This is a genomic window from Ruegeria alba, assembly GCF_022321465.1.
In the GTDB taxonomy this organism is placed as follows: domain Bacteria; phylum Pseudomonadota; class Alphaproteobacteria; order Rhodobacterales; family Rhodobacteraceae; genus Ruegeria_B; species Ruegeria_B alba.
Genome location: NZ_JAKOEM010000003.1, coordinates 19,192 through 33,774, shown reverse-complemented (window position 1 = coordinate 33,774; position 14,583 = coordinate 19,192). Strand labels below are relative to the sequence as shown.

At 62.4% G+C, this 14,583-nt stretch carries 13 protein-coding genes and 1 tRNA gene; 3 read left to right on the top strand and 11 right to left on the bottom strand.

All coding sequences use genetic code 11. From position 1 onward, the window contains the following. Positions 1 to 41 precede the first annotated feature (41 nt). The 6 genes from MB818_RS05790 to MB818_RS05765 are packed head-to-tail and all read right to left on the bottom strand — an operon-like array spanning position 42 to position 5,466. Positions 42 to 842, bottom strand: coding sequence for an MBL fold metallo-hydrolase (locus MB818_RS05790; RefSeq protein ID WP_234139004.1), 801 nt, complete (start codon positions 840 to 842; stop codon positions 42 to 44). After that, on the bottom strand, positions 839 to 1,654 hold the full coding sequence (locus tag MB818_RS05785; protein ID WP_238904376.1) for a TatD family hydrolase: 816 nt from the start codon (positions 1,652 to 1,654) through the stop codon (positions 839 to 841). The genes MB818_RS05790 and MB818_RS05785 overlap by 4 nt, the downstream gene beginning before the upstream one ends. Next, a complete protein-coding gene (locus MB818_RS05780) occupies positions 1,651 to 2,772 on the bottom strand; it encodes a DNA polymerase III subunit delta' (protein ID WP_238904373.1) in 1,122 nt (373 codons plus the stop codon). The genes MB818_RS05785 and MB818_RS05780 overlap by 4 nt, the downstream gene beginning before the upstream one ends. Next, positions 2,769 to 3,404, bottom strand: coding sequence for a dTMP kinase (gene tmk / locus MB818_RS05775; protein WP_234139007.1), 636 nt, complete (start codon positions 3,402 to 3,404; stop codon positions 2,769 to 2,771). Before tmk ends, MB818_RS05780 begins: the two co-directional genes overlap by 4 nt. Further along, on the bottom strand, positions 3,401 to 4,567 hold the full coding sequence (locus MB818_RS05770; protein WP_234139008.1) for a D-alanyl-D-alanine carboxypeptidase family protein: 1,167 nt from the start codon (positions 4,565 to 4,567) through the stop codon (positions 3,401 to 3,403). Before MB818_RS05770 ends, tmk begins: the two co-directional genes overlap by 4 nt. A 17-nt stretch (positions 4,568 to 4,584) precedes the next feature. Continuing rightward, on the bottom strand, positions 4,585 to 5,466 hold the full coding sequence (locus MB818_RS05765; protein WP_234139009.1) for an SPOR domain-containing protein: 882 nt from the start codon (positions 5,464 to 5,466) through the stop codon (positions 4,585 to 4,587). Positions 5,467 to 5,674: 208 nt separating this feature from the next. Here MB818_RS05765 and MB818_RS05760 point away from each other — a divergent pair. Continuing rightward, a tRNA-Ser gene (locus tag MB818_RS05760) sits at positions 5,675 to 5,764 on the top strand. Positions 5,765 to 5,814: 50 nt separating this feature from the next. On the opposite strand, the gene MB818_RS22045 is transcribed toward MB818_RS05760, so the two are convergent. The 3 genes from MB818_RS22045 to MB818_RS05750 are packed head-to-tail and all read right to left on the bottom strand — an operon-like array spanning position 5,815 to position 8,230. Next, positions 5,815 to 6,123, bottom strand: a complete 309-nt coding sequence (locus MB818_RS22045; RefSeq protein WP_369426324.1) for a DUF302 domain-containing protein — start codon at positions 6,121 to 6,123, stop codon at positions 5,815 to 5,817. Continuing rightward, a complete protein-coding gene (locus tag MB818_RS05755; protein ID WP_234139010.1) occupies positions 6,008 to 6,256 on the bottom strand; it encodes a DUF302 domain-containing protein in 249 nt (82 codons plus the stop codon). The genes MB818_RS22045 and MB818_RS05755 overlap by 116 nt, the downstream gene beginning before the upstream one ends. An 18-nt stretch (positions 6,257 to 6,274) precedes the next feature. Further along, positions 6,275 to 8,230: a DUF3604 domain-containing protein gene (locus MB818_RS05750; protein ID WP_238904372.1), complete on the bottom strand. Its 1,956-nt coding sequence runs from the start codon at positions 8,228 to 8,230 to the stop codon at positions 6,275 to 6,277. Positions 8,231 to 8,568: 338 nt separating this feature from the next. Here MB818_RS05750 and MB818_RS05745 point away from each other — a divergent pair, with 338 nt between their 5' ends. Together MB818_RS05745 and MB818_RS05740 are read left to right on the top strand one after the other, a co-directional pair. After that, positions 8,569 to 9,393, top strand: coding sequence for a peptidylprolyl isomerase (locus MB818_RS05745; RefSeq protein ID WP_238904370.1), 825 nt, complete (start codon positions 8,569 to 8,571; stop codon positions 9,391 to 9,393). Beyond that, positions 9,390 to 10,388 carry a HupE/UreJ family protein gene (locus MB818_RS05740; protein WP_238904368.1) on the top strand — a complete coding sequence of 333 codons (999 nt, stop codon included), beginning with the start codon at positions 9,390 to 9,392 and terminating at the stop codon, positions 10,386 to 10,388. The genes MB818_RS05745 and MB818_RS05740 overlap by 4 nt, the downstream gene beginning before the upstream one ends. Positions 10,389 to 11,023: 635 nt before the next feature. Here MB818_RS05740 and MB818_RS05735 read toward each other — a convergent pair. Both MB818_RS05735 and MB818_RS05730 read right to left on the bottom strand, forming a co-directional pair. Next, a complete protein-coding gene (locus tag MB818_RS05735) occupies positions 11,024 to 12,316 on the bottom strand; it encodes an McrC family protein (RefSeq protein WP_238904367.1) in 1,293 nt (430 codons plus the stop codon). Continuing rightward, positions 12,313 to 14,568, bottom strand: a complete 2,256-nt coding sequence (locus MB818_RS05730; RefSeq protein WP_238904365.1) for an McrB family protein — start codon at positions 14,566 to 14,568, stop codon at positions 12,313 to 12,315. The genes MB818_RS05735 and MB818_RS05730 overlap by 4 nt, the downstream gene beginning before the upstream one ends. Positions 14,569 to 14,583 lie beyond the last annotated feature (15 nt).

The window sequence follows — 14,583 nt, the reverse complement described above, 5'->3', positions numbered from 1 at the left end:
GCGGGGCCGGGAACATATGGCGACGCGCAGACAGAGCGACCTCAGAGCGCGTAGCGGATCACCATCCCGTCATAGGCGGGGGTGATGTGATCGGGGGTTTCGGCCGCCACGGTGTCGTGGTCGAGATCGATATGCATGTTGGTCAGCACCGCCCGGCGCGGCGCGGCGCGTGCGATCCAGTCCAGTGACTTGTCCAGATGCGCATGCGTCGGGTGCGGGGTCCGGCGCAGCGCGTCCAGCACCCAGCAATCCAGGTCCTGCAACTCGGCCCAGGCCTCGTCATAGATCTCGGCCACGTCCGGCAGATAGGCCAGATCGTGGATGCGAAAGCCCAGGCTGTCGATCGAACCATGGCCGACCCGAAACGGGCGAAAGGCGATCGGTCCACCGGGGCCGTCGATCTCGAACGGGCCCGAGATCGTCTTCATCTTCAGGATGGGCGGATAGGGCGAGCCATCGGGCTGCACAAAGGCATAGCCGAAGCGCGACAACAGCGCGTTCTGGGTATCGCCATCGGCCCAGACCGGGATGCGGGCGCGCATGTTGAACACGATCATGCGCAGATCGTCGATCCCGTGCACATGATCGGCATGGGAATGGGTATAGACCACCGCGTCAAGCCGACCGGTGCCGGTATCCAGCAGTTGGCTGCGCATGTCGGGCGTGGTGTCGATCAGTACGGTTGTCACACCTGCTTCGCTTTCACGCTCGACCAGCATCGAGCAACGGCGGCGGGTGTTGCGCGGGTTCTCGGGGTCGCAGTCGCCCCAATGCCCGCCCAGGCGTGGCACCCCCCCGGAAGAGCCGCAGCCCAGGATGGTAAAGCGCAGTTCGCCGCTCATGCGGCGGCCTTGAAGCGGGCGGCCTTGGTGAACAGCCGGTCGAAATTGGCCTGCGTGCGGGCGGCGAAATCGACGTAATCCAGCCCGAACAGCTCGGCCCCGACCCGTGCGGTATGGGCAGTATAGGCCGGTTCGTTGCGCCGGCCCCGATGCGGTGGCGGCGCTAGATAGGGGGCGTCGGTCTCGACCAGGATACGGTCGAGCGGCGCGTCGGCGAAGATATCGCGCAGCTCCTGGCTTTTGGGGAATGCGGCGATGCCCGACATCGACAGGTAGAAGCCCAGATCAAGGGCGGCCCGCGCCAGCGCGGGCGAGGAGGAGAAACAGTGCATCACGCAGGAATAGGGCGCGCGCTGGTACTCCTCGGCCAGGATGCGGGCCATGTCGTCATCGGCGGCGCGGGCGTGGATGATCAGCGGCAGGCCGGTTTCCTGCGCCGCGCGAATGTGAATGCGCAGCGAGCGCTGCTGCACCTCGGCGCTGTCGGCGGTGTAGTGATAGTCGAGCCCGGTCTCGCCGATGCCGACGAATTTCGGGTGCCGGGCCAGCGCCACCAGTTCCTCGACCGTGGCCATGGGTTCCTCGGCGGCGCTCATCGGGTGGGTGCCAGCGGCATAGAACACGGGCGCATGCGCCTCGGCGATGGCGCGCACGGCGGGTTCGTTCTTCAGCCGGGTGCAGATCGTCACCATCCGGGTGACGCCGGCCCGCGCGGCGCGGGCCACGATCTCGTCCAGCTGCCCCTCGAAATCGGGGAAGTCGAGGTGGCAATGGCTGTCGGTGATCTCGGGTGTGGTGTCGGTCGTGCTCATCGGCCCCAGCTGGCGGTATCCTGCATCTTGAACACCGTATCTAGGACAAGCGCTGCGGGGTCAAGGTTCACCGCCTGACCATGCCGGGCGCGGGCCGAGATGGTGGCCGCAATATCGGCCCAGCGGCGACCGCTGTCAGGGTCGGGGGCGAGGCGAGAGAGAACCTGCGCCTCTCCCATCGCGGCCTCGGGTTGGGGGGGGGTGCCGGTGGCGCCGGTACGTGCCAGTCGGGCCAAGGCGATGTCGACAAGGCCCAGCAGAAGGTCGAACCGTTCGGCCGCGCCGCGCCCGGCCGCAGCCTCGGCCAGCGCCAGCGCGCGCGGGCGGTCGAGCCGGGGCATCGTGTCCAGAAGCGCGATCAGCTCGGCATAGAGCGCCAGACCGTCTAGGTTCAAGAGCCGCAGCGCCCGCCCGACCGAGCCCGAGGCGAGCGCGGCCAGATGCTCCGGCATCGCCTCGGTCCCGGCGCCCGCCTGTTCCAGTGCGGCCTGCATGTCGGCGGGTGACAGCGGTGTCAGGCGCAGGGTGCGACAGCGCGAGCGGATGGTCGGCAACAGGCGCGAGGGCTGGTGCGACACCAAAAGCAGCGTGGTGCGCGCGGGCGGCTCCTCGAGCATCTTCAACAGCGCGTTGGCGGCGCTGGTGTTCATCTCGTCGGCGCTGTCCACAATCACCACGCGCCGCCCGCCATCGGCCGAGCTGAGACCAAAGAAGCGGCCCAGCTTGCGGATATCCTCGACCACGATTTCGGAGCGCAGGCGCCCCTGGTCGTTGACCGAGCGGGTGATCGCCGCCAGCCCCGGTTCGGCCCCGGCCTGCATCCGGCGCGCGACCGGGTGTTCGGGGTCGATGTCAAGCGTCTGTGGCGGCGGGGCGGCGCCGAACAGGCCATCGTCGGACTGTGGCGGCGTGGCCAGCAGAAAGCGTGCGATGCGCCAGGCCAGCGTAGCCTTGCCCACCCCCTCGGGCCCGGTCAGCAGCCAGCCGTGATGCAGCCGGTCCGAGCCATAGGCGGAGAGAAAGGCCCGTTCCGCGGCGTCCTGGCCAAACAGGCGGGGCGTCTCGCGCGGATGCGGTGCACCGGGCGCCTGATCCGGGGTGGGGAGGTCGTCGGTCATCGGGGCGGATTCAGGTGGCTCAGCGCGATTTCGGTCACATCCGCCGCCACGCTGTCCATGTCGCGATTGCCGTCGACGATGCGGAACCGATGGGCATATTCCCGCGCCAGGTCGAGAAACCCGGCGCGCATGCGCTGTTGCAGCTCGGGGCCGAAATCCTCGAACCGTTCCTCGCTGCCCTGCCGGCCCTTGGCGCGGCTCAGGCCGGTTTCGGGGTCCATGTCGATCAGCAGGGTCAGGTCCGGCTCGCGTCCGATCATCAGCGCATGCAACTGGTCGACCAGCTGCCGCAGATCGCCGCGCGACAGGCCCTGATACATGCGGGTGCTGTCGGCGAAACGGTCGCAGATCACCACGCGGCCCGCGGCCAGCGCCGGTTCGATGGTGCGTTCCAGATGATCGCGGCGGGCGGCGGTAAAGAGCAGGATCTCGGTTTCCGCCGACCAGCGGTCGGGGTCGCCTTCAAGCACCAGACGGCGGATTTCCTCGGCACCGGGCGAGCCGCCCGGCTCGCGCGTCAGAACGACGTCATGACCCGCCGCGCGCAAGGTTTCGGCCAGCCGCCGCGCCTGGGTGGATTTGCCCGATCCGTCGATGCCTTCGAAGGTCAGAAACAGCCCCGTGCCGCTCACATCGCCTCCGCCGGTCCGGCGTTGAGCTGGCGCAGCAGCAGGTTGGCGGCGGTCTTGATCCGCACCACAAAGCCACCCGCCGGCACCGCTTCGGCCGCAACCAGAGGGCGGCGGATTTCGGGCAGGTCGTCGGGCTTGATCACCAGCTCGGCCAGTTGCTGGCCTTTGGCAATGGGCGCGTTGATCGGACCGTCATAGACCACTTCGGCTGCGACCTTGGTGTCGGACAGAACTGGTAGCAGCAGGTTCAGATCCTCGGCCGGAACCAGTCCTACCGATTGTTTTGCTCCCATCCAGACTTCGGCGCGGGCGACCGGGTCGTCGGCGCGGGCAACGGTTTTGGTGGCAAAGTGGCGAAAGGACCAGTTCACGATCGCTTCGGCCTCCTCTGCGCGGCGGGCTTCGCTCTCGAGGCCGGTCAGGACAAAGATCACCCGGCGGTCGCCCTGCCGGGCCGAGCCGACAAGACCATAGCCCGCCTCGGCGGTGTGCCCGGTCTTGAGCCCGTCGGCGCCGATGTCGAGCCTGAGCAGCGGGTTGCGGTTGCGGACATTCGATGGCGCGCGGCCGTCAAAGGCGAATTCCGTCTCGGCAAACAGCGGATAATATTCGGGGAAATCGGTGATTAACCGATTGGCCAGCACCGCCAGATCATGCACCGACATCAGATGTCCCGCAGCCGGCCAGCCGTTGGAATTGGCGAATGTCGAGCGGGTCATGCCCAGTTGCTCGGCGCGCTTGGTCATGAAGCGGGCAAACCCGGCCTCGGTGCCATCGGGGCTGAGCGCCTCGGCGATCACCGCGCAGGCGTCGTTGCCGCTGAGTACGATGATGCCGCGCAGCAGATCCTCGACCCGCACCCGGTCGGTGGTGTTGAGGAACATGGTCGAGCCGCCATAGCTCATTGCGTGCTGTGACACCGGCAACCGCTCGTCCAGCGTCAGCCGTCCATCGCGCAGCGCCTCGAAGGTGACATAGAGCGTCATCAGCTTCGACATCGACGCGGGCGGCAGCGCCTCGTCGGCGTTCTTGTTGAGCAGGACGGTGCCGGTGCTCTGATCCAGCACATAGGCGGCGCGCGCCGAGGTGTCATAGGCCAGCGCGGGCAGGGCGGCAAGCGCCAGGCCCAGGGCCAGCAGGGCGGAGCGGATGAAAGTCGGCACTGGGATACCCTCCCGTCTTAGTTCTTCACTGCATAGGCGTCCGAGAACCCGGTGCCCTGAACCTGTTTCAGCAGCGCGGTGCGTTCGGATTTCGACTGCGCCGGGCCGACCACGACCCGCCAGAAACTCTTGCCGCTGGTGGCCTCTTGCCGGATCGTCGGCACCATGCCTGCGGCGCGCATCTGGTCGGCGGCGCGTTTGGCATTTGCCTCGACGCTGAAGATGCCGATCTGGATATAGGGCTTGTCCAGCGACGAGGTCTGCGGTTTCGGTTTGGGCGGTGCGGCGGGGGCGGGGGCTGCCGCCGGGGCCGGGCTGGGCGCGGCGGCCTCGATCGCTGCGGCGGCACCGGCAACCGGATCAAGCGTGGTTTCAGCCACCTCGGGCAGCGGTTCGACCGCGTCGGCCTCGGCCAGCGTCTCTTCGAGCGGCGGCTCCTCCTGAACCTCTTCGCGGCGCAGCGCGGTCACGTTCAGTTCCACCGGCGCACCGGCCAGCATGCCCAGCGCGGCAGCGGCATCGGACGAGGCCTGAATGCGAGGGCCGGGAATGTCGCGCTCGCGCCGGAAAAGGGCGCCGATCACGAACTTGTCGTTGGTGGCGTTGCGAATGATGACCCGCTCGGGTTCCTTGACGTCGGGATGCGCCACCCAGACACCACCCAGCGAGGGGCGTCCGTCCCACAGACCGGCCTCTGTCACCTGGAACACCTCGGGCGCTTCGACATCGCGTTCGACCAGTTTGGTGCTGCGGGTTTCGCTGCTGGCGGCCTCCTCCTTGTCCTTTGGCTGAAGAAAGGACAGGTTGGCGCCCTCTTCGCAACCGGCCAGCAACAACAGGCCAAGCCCAAGGGCCGGTAAACGGGTCAGTGGGCGGGACAATGGGCTCTTGCGGTGCATGTCGTTTGTATCCTTGCCTGTATCCGGGGCGCGCGCCGCCCCGCTGCCGGTTGTCCGGTCGTTGCGCTGCTGTGGGCGCCAAGGCCCGCTTTGGGGCGGATCATAACGCGCGGACCCGCCCTTTGAAAGCCTGCTGCACGGGCTTCGGCAAGTTTTCCCGGCTGGCCTCTTGCCTCGTCCGGGGCGAACGCATAGAGGGAATGCGACCGGGGAGGTGGCAGAGTGGTCGAATGCGGCGGTCTTGAAAACCGTTGATGGTGAGAGCCATCCCAGGGTTCGAATCCCTGTCTCCCCGCCAGCCACCTTCGGGTACTCCCCCTATAACGAAGCTGATGCCTTTTCTGCCGGCTAATCCGGGCGGTTGCGCGGTGTGATGGCGCGCAGAGACGCATTGGAGGGTCGCGGGAGGACGGGATTTCGGGCGACGCCATTCAGGCTTTCACTGGGATAAGTCGCGAACTCCGATACTTCCGGTGTTTTGGCCAGAACTCCCACGTTCGTCAGTTGACCGGCATCCACTTTTCTGACGATTGACCCGGCCTCAACTTCCTCGACCGTAACTTTGAAGGGCAAGAGCAAACCCACATTGGCCCCGGCTTTCAATGCCCGAAATGCAAGTTTCAGGTTGCTTGCCCCAAGAATTGAATTGCTGTGCAAGACCTCCCAAAGCTTCTCCACAAAAAGCCTTGTCGAAGTCGATGCGCGAAATGACCCCGAAGCCTTCTACAGCGATCGTGGCAATTAACTCCTCGACCGCACCATTGAACCGACGGTCGAGGCTTACTGTCATCCCGAAGTCCACTGCCCATCAGCCTGCCGGTGTGTACCAGATCGGAGATGTGTAGGCTCGCTCTTGCTGTGATGTCGGTGCGCCTTCAGGAATCTCGATCCCGTAGCGATAGGCATCGTAGACGTACCAAGGCGGTGTGGGGATCTCCAATACTCGGACGTAGTAGAAGGCAGGGCGTGCCGGATCGAAGTCCGGGTCGGTCCAGACGGTCGCAAGTTCGGATGCACCGATCGAGTTGGCCCAGCTCGCCGTCGCCACATCCACCGTATCGCCTACTGCAGGCAGCTTGCCATCCGCGCCGGGGACGCGCCCGTCGGACCATGCGACGTCGTAGACGGCTTCGCTGGTCGTGCCGTCCTCATTGAGCCAGCCCTTCACGACCTGGATGCGGTCAAGGTTCGCGCCAATCGGATCCCTTAGCGCGGCCACCATGAATGTCGGCGCCTCGGCCCCATCGGGCGCGGCCGACAGGTCAGCGCCCATAGGCACGCCTTTCGAATACCCGACAGTAGACGGAATACGAGAAGCCAGGTCGGCCTCGTCAAAGTTCCAACCGCCGAAGAAGCGGACCGACATTCGAGGGCCGGTCGTGGCATAGACTTCCTTGCGCGCCATGGCGTCGAAGATGCTTTCGCGGGTATTCTCCTCGGCCCAGACCGCCGTGAGACCGGCTGCGACCATCTGCCAAGCGAAAAGCTCACCGTTTTCGTTCTTCATGAAAGGGTGCTGCAACCGCTCTGCGGACGGCTCGTAGCCGGTGTGCTTGCCAAAGAAATTCTCTTCTTCGGCGGTCACAAGACCGGTATGACTGTCGGTCGCCCCGCTGAAGCCAAACTTGTACGGATTTGTCCCGAACTCGGTTTCCAGAGCGAGCCCGCTTTTCAGCGCTTCGCGGGCATATTCTCGCGCCAGCATGTCGTCGGTCTTGGCTTCGGACAGGTCAAGATTCCCGACATCCCAGTTGTAATAGTCCGCAAACTCGTCGTTCGGGCTCAGAAATGGGTGTGCCTCGCCGTCTCCCTTGATCTGAGTAATTTCATAGAGCGGTTCCCATTTGGCCCGGGCTTCCACGTATTCCTGCGTGACGGGAGAGCGATCGAACCGGATGTCGATCGGAAACATTACCCCGTTGGAGAGGTTGCCGTTATGTGCAAGCGCCAGCGCCGCGCCATTGGTTTTTTTCTCGTAGGCCTCGAGATAGGCATAAAGATCCATCGGATCGGGACTGCCCCAGGGTGGTGTCATCACCATCGGCACGATCTGTCCAACGCGATCCGGTCCATCGCGGAAGATCACGTTGCGATGCATGTTGTTGCCCGCCACGAGCGAAGTCCATTCGAACCCGAGCATAGGGGTAAAAATGCCGGGCTCGTAGAACCGCTCGGCAGTCTTGAGGTTATCCGACCACAGCGTGGAGAACCGGCGCGACCCGGGCATGTAGTTGTTGAAAAGCGCTTCGTCGATGGCGCCTTGAGAAACGCTTCCGATCAGGTCAAGTGCGGTATCCACTGCTGTCTGTCCGCCCGCGCGGAACCCATCGGACCAACGCTTGCCCTGTTCATAGCGCGTAACCGCAGGATTGCCTGCAAGAGCGTCGAAGATCATGCCCATGCCGTCCGAGTGGTCCGCGATAACCAGCCAGTCTAACGGGCGAGACAGACGAACAGGCTGGCCAGAGGACGCGATGATCTCTTCCCCGCGCGCAAAACGATAAGCATCCTCATGGTCGAGGCGCGCACCGAAACCTCCGGCATCCATGGATTGTCCCGTATGAAGATGCGTCTCTCCCCACAGCGGCCGTTCTGGGAAGGTCCGACCAGCATATGGTGAATAGGCGGGCGCTGGATAGGTATTCGCGAGCTGTTCCGAAGTCGGGGTCCATTCCTGCGCATGGGCTGGCATTGCCGTAGCAAGGACAGCCGTTGCGAGCAGGGTAATGATGTGCCTTGCGGCGACGCGCTTCTGCCGTTTCATGTCCTCTCCTCCTAACGCTCATGTACCAGCATTAAACCACATTTTAGCGGTTTGGTCGAACAGTACCCATGACCGAGATCAAACGGACGCCGTGCCTGGTATGAAGATTTGGCGCGGGCAATCTGGCCTGATTAAGGGAGACCGTTTGGTGTCAAAGCTTCCGTGCCATGATACCCTTACGCATCTTAGAATGCATGGTATCCGGGTTAAGTGTCGCGAGGTCAGCAATTTGATATGTGCCAAGATTAATTTGGTTTTTGTGATAGCTTGCAATCGCATCGCCTAACGTAGAGCCTACCACTTCGTGATGATTGATACCCGAAGGTCTGATGATACGCTTGCGCACGCTTCTCCGTTCCCCGCTTGTCCATTTCTTCGCGCTTGGTGCCCTGATCTTTGCGGCATATGCGGCGATCGAGGATGAGCCAGTTGCGCTCAGCCCCGATATGATCAGCTTGACCGAGGGCGAAGCAAACCGTCTGGTGCAAAACTTCGTTGCCACCTGGAACCGCCCCCCCACGATCCGGGAGTTGGAGAACCTGATGCATTCATGGGCGCTGGAAGAGGCCCATGTCCGCGAGGCGCTGATCCTCGGACTTGATCAGGGCGACGTGGTCATTCGCCAGCGATTGAACCAGAAGATGAAGTTCCTAGCAGAATCCGGCGCCGCGATGGTGGAGCCAGATGAGGCCATGCTTCAGACGTATCTGGACCAAAACCCGGAACGGTTCACTCAACCCGCTCGAATGGCTCTGGAACAGATCGTTGTGCCCAGAGATCGGGATGCCTCCGAGCTTCTGGCGCTGCTGGAGAATGGTAACGACCCGGCGACGCTGGGGTCCGCCAGCCTACTGCCACAATCCTTTCCAATGACGCCTGCGCCGGTGATCGACCGCACATTCGGAGAGGGGTTCCACGAGGCACTGGCGGACCTGCCGGTCGGACAATGGCAGGGCCCGGTCGAGAGCGGCTATGGCCTGCATCTCGTTCGGGTAACCCAGAGAATGGACGCCGTGCTGCCACCGCTGTCCGATATCCGCGACCGGGTAAAGGTCGAATGGCTCGCGGCTGAGACAAAGAAGTTGCGCGAAAGCTTCGGTCAGGCGCTGCTGGATCGCTACACCGTTATCTTGCCCAACGCCGAAGACGTGTTGACCAGATGAAACGGCTGCTGTTACTTCTGCTCGTCATTTCCGCCATTTGTTTGCCGGGATACGCGCCGGCCCACGCTCTTGATCCGGGGTATCTCGATCTCTCGTCCATGGGGCAGGAGCGCTGGCGTGTGACTTGGCGTGTACCTGACGTGAACGGTCGAAAAATGCCCATAAAGGCGCGCCTTCCAGAGAACTGTTCACAAGAGCCGTCACCGAAACCTTCCTTCGATGGACGTGCCTGGACAACCTCATGGGTCGCCACCTGTCCAGGAGGCCTTGAGGGTGGTGTGATCGAGATCGCCGGGCTCGAGCAGACCAGGACAGAAACCCTGGTGCGGTACGAATTGGAGCCGGGACAAACGCAGGTGCATCGCCTTACGTCGACCGAAACTGCATTCATCGTACCTGAGGACCCGGGTGTTCTCGACATCTTTTCGAGTTACGTCGCGCTCGGAGTGACGCACATCCTCGAAGGACTCGATCACCTGCTTTTCGTCTTCGCGCTTGTGCTGCTGGTACGCGATCACAGTCGGTTGTTCTGGGCGATCACGGCGTTCACGTTGGCGCACAGCATCACGTTGGCTTCGGCCACTCTCGGCTGGCTGAACATTCCTCCTCCGCCCGTCGAGGCCGTGATTGCGCTCTCAATCGTGTTCCTTGCCTATGAGCTATCGCTTTCGCCGGAGAACCGTGACCCCTTGGCCGAGCGTTTCCCCTGGATCGTCGCTTTCGCTTTCGGCTTGATACATGGCCTGGGCTTCGCCGGGGCACTGAGAGAGATCGGCTTGCCCGAAGGAGACATTCCACTGGCTCTGTTTGCATTCAACGTCGGGGTGGAGCTTGGTCAGATCCTGTTTGTCGTTGTGGTACTGGCCATCGGATTCGCGGCCCGGCTTCTCTATCCGGCAGTAAAAGAGCGCGCGGTTCAGTTTGAACGCGTGACAGGTTACGGCATTGGTAGTCTCGCCGCCTTTTGGGTGATTGAACGGATTGCGGGATTTTGAGCTAAGTTCGAATGCAGCGACCAACGTAATCACTGATGCGCTCTGAATGACCGCTCTTGGGAATAGCAGCTGCAGTGCGGCGAGGACTCCTTAGATCGTGCCTCATCGGGTGTTTCAGTTTCGCCGCATCCGCAACAGTCGGCTCCGTCCGCGACCCGGTCATTGCCGTCGAAAAAATGCCGCAAGATGCACGAACGGCCGGAATGCGAGAGCTGCATCGCGGCGTCGCGGCCTGTGATGAAAGTCAGGAAAGGGCCGTTGCTTCGAAACCTGCTCCATTCATTCTCACAAGGAGGTGATCATAGACCAGGCAGAGGGATCTATTTACATCAACGCCACGTCAACCTGCGACTGCGGGCTTCGTGCTGAGTTTGCATGTGAATCCGTACGGTTGCTGTCGTATGCGAGGGCGAAAGTCACGCCAAAACAAAGAATTGCCTCTTAAGTGGTTGTTTTTATTAAGATATTTGAATTGTTTGCCTTTGGGCTCATAACCTGAAGGTCGTAGGTTCAAATCCTACTCCCGCAACCAAATACATGCACGTTTCCAAACGCTTACACGCCGCCTTCCGGGGCGGCGTTTGCGTTTGCAACCCCCGTGGAAGCACTGTGGAAGCAAAAAGGGCCGAAGTCCTTCATATCGCTTCGTAAATCAGTGTCGTCGATGTCCTTTGCTTCCAGTTGCGCTCGATAGGGATCATCGCATCGATTCCGGCCGGGATCCCGCTGCCAAAGGCGAGCTCTCGAACATCGACCGCGACGACATCCAGTACCGGCCGCTCTTCGGTCATGAGCACGAACTCGGTGATCCTTCCTGGCGGGCAGTCCCTGGAGGCAGGGTAAACGAGCGCGAGTCGCTTGCAGCGGTAGCGACTGGCGTAGGCGTTCATCTGATACGCATCGCCGCTCGAGACGCCGGAGTTCGCTTCGCCGAGATCTAGGCGTTTCCACTTTGCATCGAGGATGGCGACCGTCTCATCTCCGCTCTGAATGGCGATGTCGGGGCGCAGCTGGAAGCCCGCCGTCGCGAGGTTCTTCACAGGGCTCTGGAGCCCGACGGAAAGGCGACCACCATGGTGCGCCTGACAGGCGTGCCGGATACGCAGTCCGAGTACCGTCTCGAAGAGCTTCTCCATGTTGAACAGCAGCGCTGAACCAACTGCGTCGCCGATGCGAACATCCGGGTACATGCCTGACAACAGCCAGTGGGCCCGCGCAAACACCGGCTCCCAGTTCCGGATGGTCCGATCAAACCGCAGTGCGCCGACGCCGCGAACCGTAACCCGACGATCGCTCACCTCGTCGAAGCGATGGAGAAACGCCGCGACCATCGCCCGGGTCCTTGGGCTTAGCGCGAACCCGAGGAGGATTCGCAGGACGCCCTTCAGCGATTGATTGTATGGGTTGTCGATGCTTCGCTCGTCGAAGCGGCAGAGCAGATGAGAACGGTCGAAGGCGTTCGCGCGCAGGTGCTCGGTCAGCTCGAGCCGTCCGCGGATGGCATTGAGATTCTCCGTCCTCTCCGAGTACCGGGCAATGGCCCCGCCTCGGAGCGCGGATTTCACCTGGCTGCAGAAATCCTCGATGAAGACGTCCAGGAGGTGGCTGTGCTGTTGCCCGAGGCCCGCCTCGCCTACGCGCTTCGATCCGAGCTCTCCAGCACGAGCAAGCATGGCAACTAGAAGGCCCCGCATTTCTTCGCTGCTATCGCTGCCATGGTCGATCTTTGGAAGTATCTCGATCGCCAGCTGCTCGGTTTGCAGGACTCCGCAGAACGGCCCGAACTTCAATGACCGATGGCCCCACGTGAGGGCCCCGGGTGGCAGACGTCCGGCGAGTTTCGCGATCCCTTCTGCCTCGAGCTCGCTGATCTCGCTGGCCGGGCCGATGCTGACGCCCTCCCTCTCTCGGAAGGTCAGGCACCTCATTCCGGTGGCTCGTAGATCTTCCGGATTGCGTCCGGGGTGATGTCGTCTTCCCGAATGATCTCGAACGCCTCACCGTCCCCAATTTCGCTCGGGTCCGCCTTAGGAAAGAGCACGGCAGCACTCTGCGTGCGCGCCCGGACCAATTGCAGCTCTTCCTCCACGGCCTGGTCGGCGAGGACGTAACGGATCTGACGCCAGTCGTCGTAGAACGCCTCTTGCAGGAACGGCAGTATCTCCCGCGCAAATACACGGCGCAGCTCGTCGAAGGACTTCACGTGGTAGAAGTAGCTGTGGCCAAGGGTCTGGTCGCGATGCAGCAGGCGGGACAGGCGGGCATTCATGGCCTGCAGGAGCTGACGCAAGTCGATCACGTTACCCTCACCGTCGTCGATCGATTCAAGCAATTCTGGCTTCGGCGTGAGTTCCTCGAACCGGAACCGGCGTCGTAATGCGCTGTCGAGCAGGGCGATCGAGCGGTCCGCGGTGTTCATGGTGCCGATCACATCGACGTTCGCGGGCACCCCAAAACGCTCACCGGAGTAAGGTAGCGTCACTTCCAGACCTTTGCAGCTCGCCGAGCGGTTTCCCGACGCATCGATGCGGATACGCTTGTCCACTTCGACTAGGGTGATCAGCTCGCCGAAGACCTTGGCGACGTTCCCGCGATTGATCTCGTCGATGAAGAGAGCGAACCGCTTGTCGGGCGAGCGCCGGGCCCGATCGCAAAGCCGCTTCAACACCCCCGGCCGCACCTCGTAGGTGACAGCGCCGTTCTCCGTAACGGGTCGAATTCCTTCAACGAAGTCCTCGTAAGCGTAGCTCTGATGGAACGTCACGAACTCGAAGCGATCTGTAGCCTCGTTCTGGTATCGCGGCAGATAGTCGTTCTTCAGGCGGTAGGTTTTGCCGGTACCCGGAGGGCCGTAGAGAATTAGGTTCAGGGGCGGCGCGAGTTTCTTTGGAGATGCATCCCCAGACCCGGCGTCGTCCCCCCGCGTAGTAGCGCCCGATACGATAGGTGGCAGCGCTTTCCATAGGCGCTCCAGGCTCCGCGCCGCCTTTGCCTTAATCTCGATCCCGGAAGACTGCGGGTTCCATTCCTGGCCGGGTTCGCGGCTTTGCAGCTCCTCAAGAGGGACGATTTCGTCCGTCGTTGCATCGCGGACGGAGTCGAATGCGACGTCAACGAACCGCGTTGTCTCGTCGGCGTCGGCGCGAGACTGCTCCCAGTGCTCCGCTTCGTATGGCGAGCGCGTGACCTTTCCGACTGCCACGACGCCTTTCGGAGGATTTCCGGTGCGGACAAGGAAGACTCGGTCGCCTTCGCGCGGCTTGCTCGAGCTGCAGCGCCAACGGTTGTCAGCTTTCTCCCCGTTGATGGTCGTGGCGCGGTCCCTCGCAAGCGTATCCCAGTTCCATTTGGAGGGGTTCCAGCTGAGGAGCCAGTTCTTGGTCTGGTTCTTCCACTGGGCCTCGAACTCCTCCTGGTAGAAATCGATGTCCGCACCATGTTCTTCTTCAAGTCGGCGGCGCAGCTCAAGCAGAGCGCGGTCGATCTCGACAGTGCTCCATTTCTTGATCTCCTTCTCCGGCGTGTCTCCGAAGCCGGCAAGGATCAGGCGCTTATCGCCCTCAGAACTGATCCGCTCAAAGGTATCGGGGAACAGCAGGTGCGGAAGAATATGGATCAGCTGTCTGTGCCGCGCCTCAGGAAGCCCACTTAGCCAGCCAGAGAACGCCCATGGATCCGAAGCGATCTGCTCGCGCTCGGAGGGATCGCGTGACTTGAAATCTCGCAAGGCACCAATGAAGAAGACCAGCTCGCGCCAACGGTGCGTATTGTATGCGGTGCCGGCGGAGCCAATGCCTTCCAGGACGGAATCGTCCAGAAGGGGGTGGGTCGAACTTAGATCATCCGCCGACCAAGACCATATCTCGCACACGTTCTCACGTTTCTTGGCCGCGCCGACGTTTGACGGGAAAAGCAGGGTAAGCCATAGGCTTTCAGCCATCAGCTGGCGGCAATCAGGAGAGCCTTCAGAGAGCTGCACCTTCAATTTCGAGCGGAAATCGCCGTCACCGGCGTCGAGGTTTTTCACGAAGCGCTGATCGAGCTCGCCGAGCAATTCGTTCGTCCAAAGGTTTGCGCCGTCCGACAACGCCGATCCGTCTAAAAGAAAGCACCTGTCTTTCCATGTCGCAGCGGCGTCGTAGATTGGCGCGACGTAGTGATTTGGATTAAATCGAGACAATTGCCGTCTTTCCTG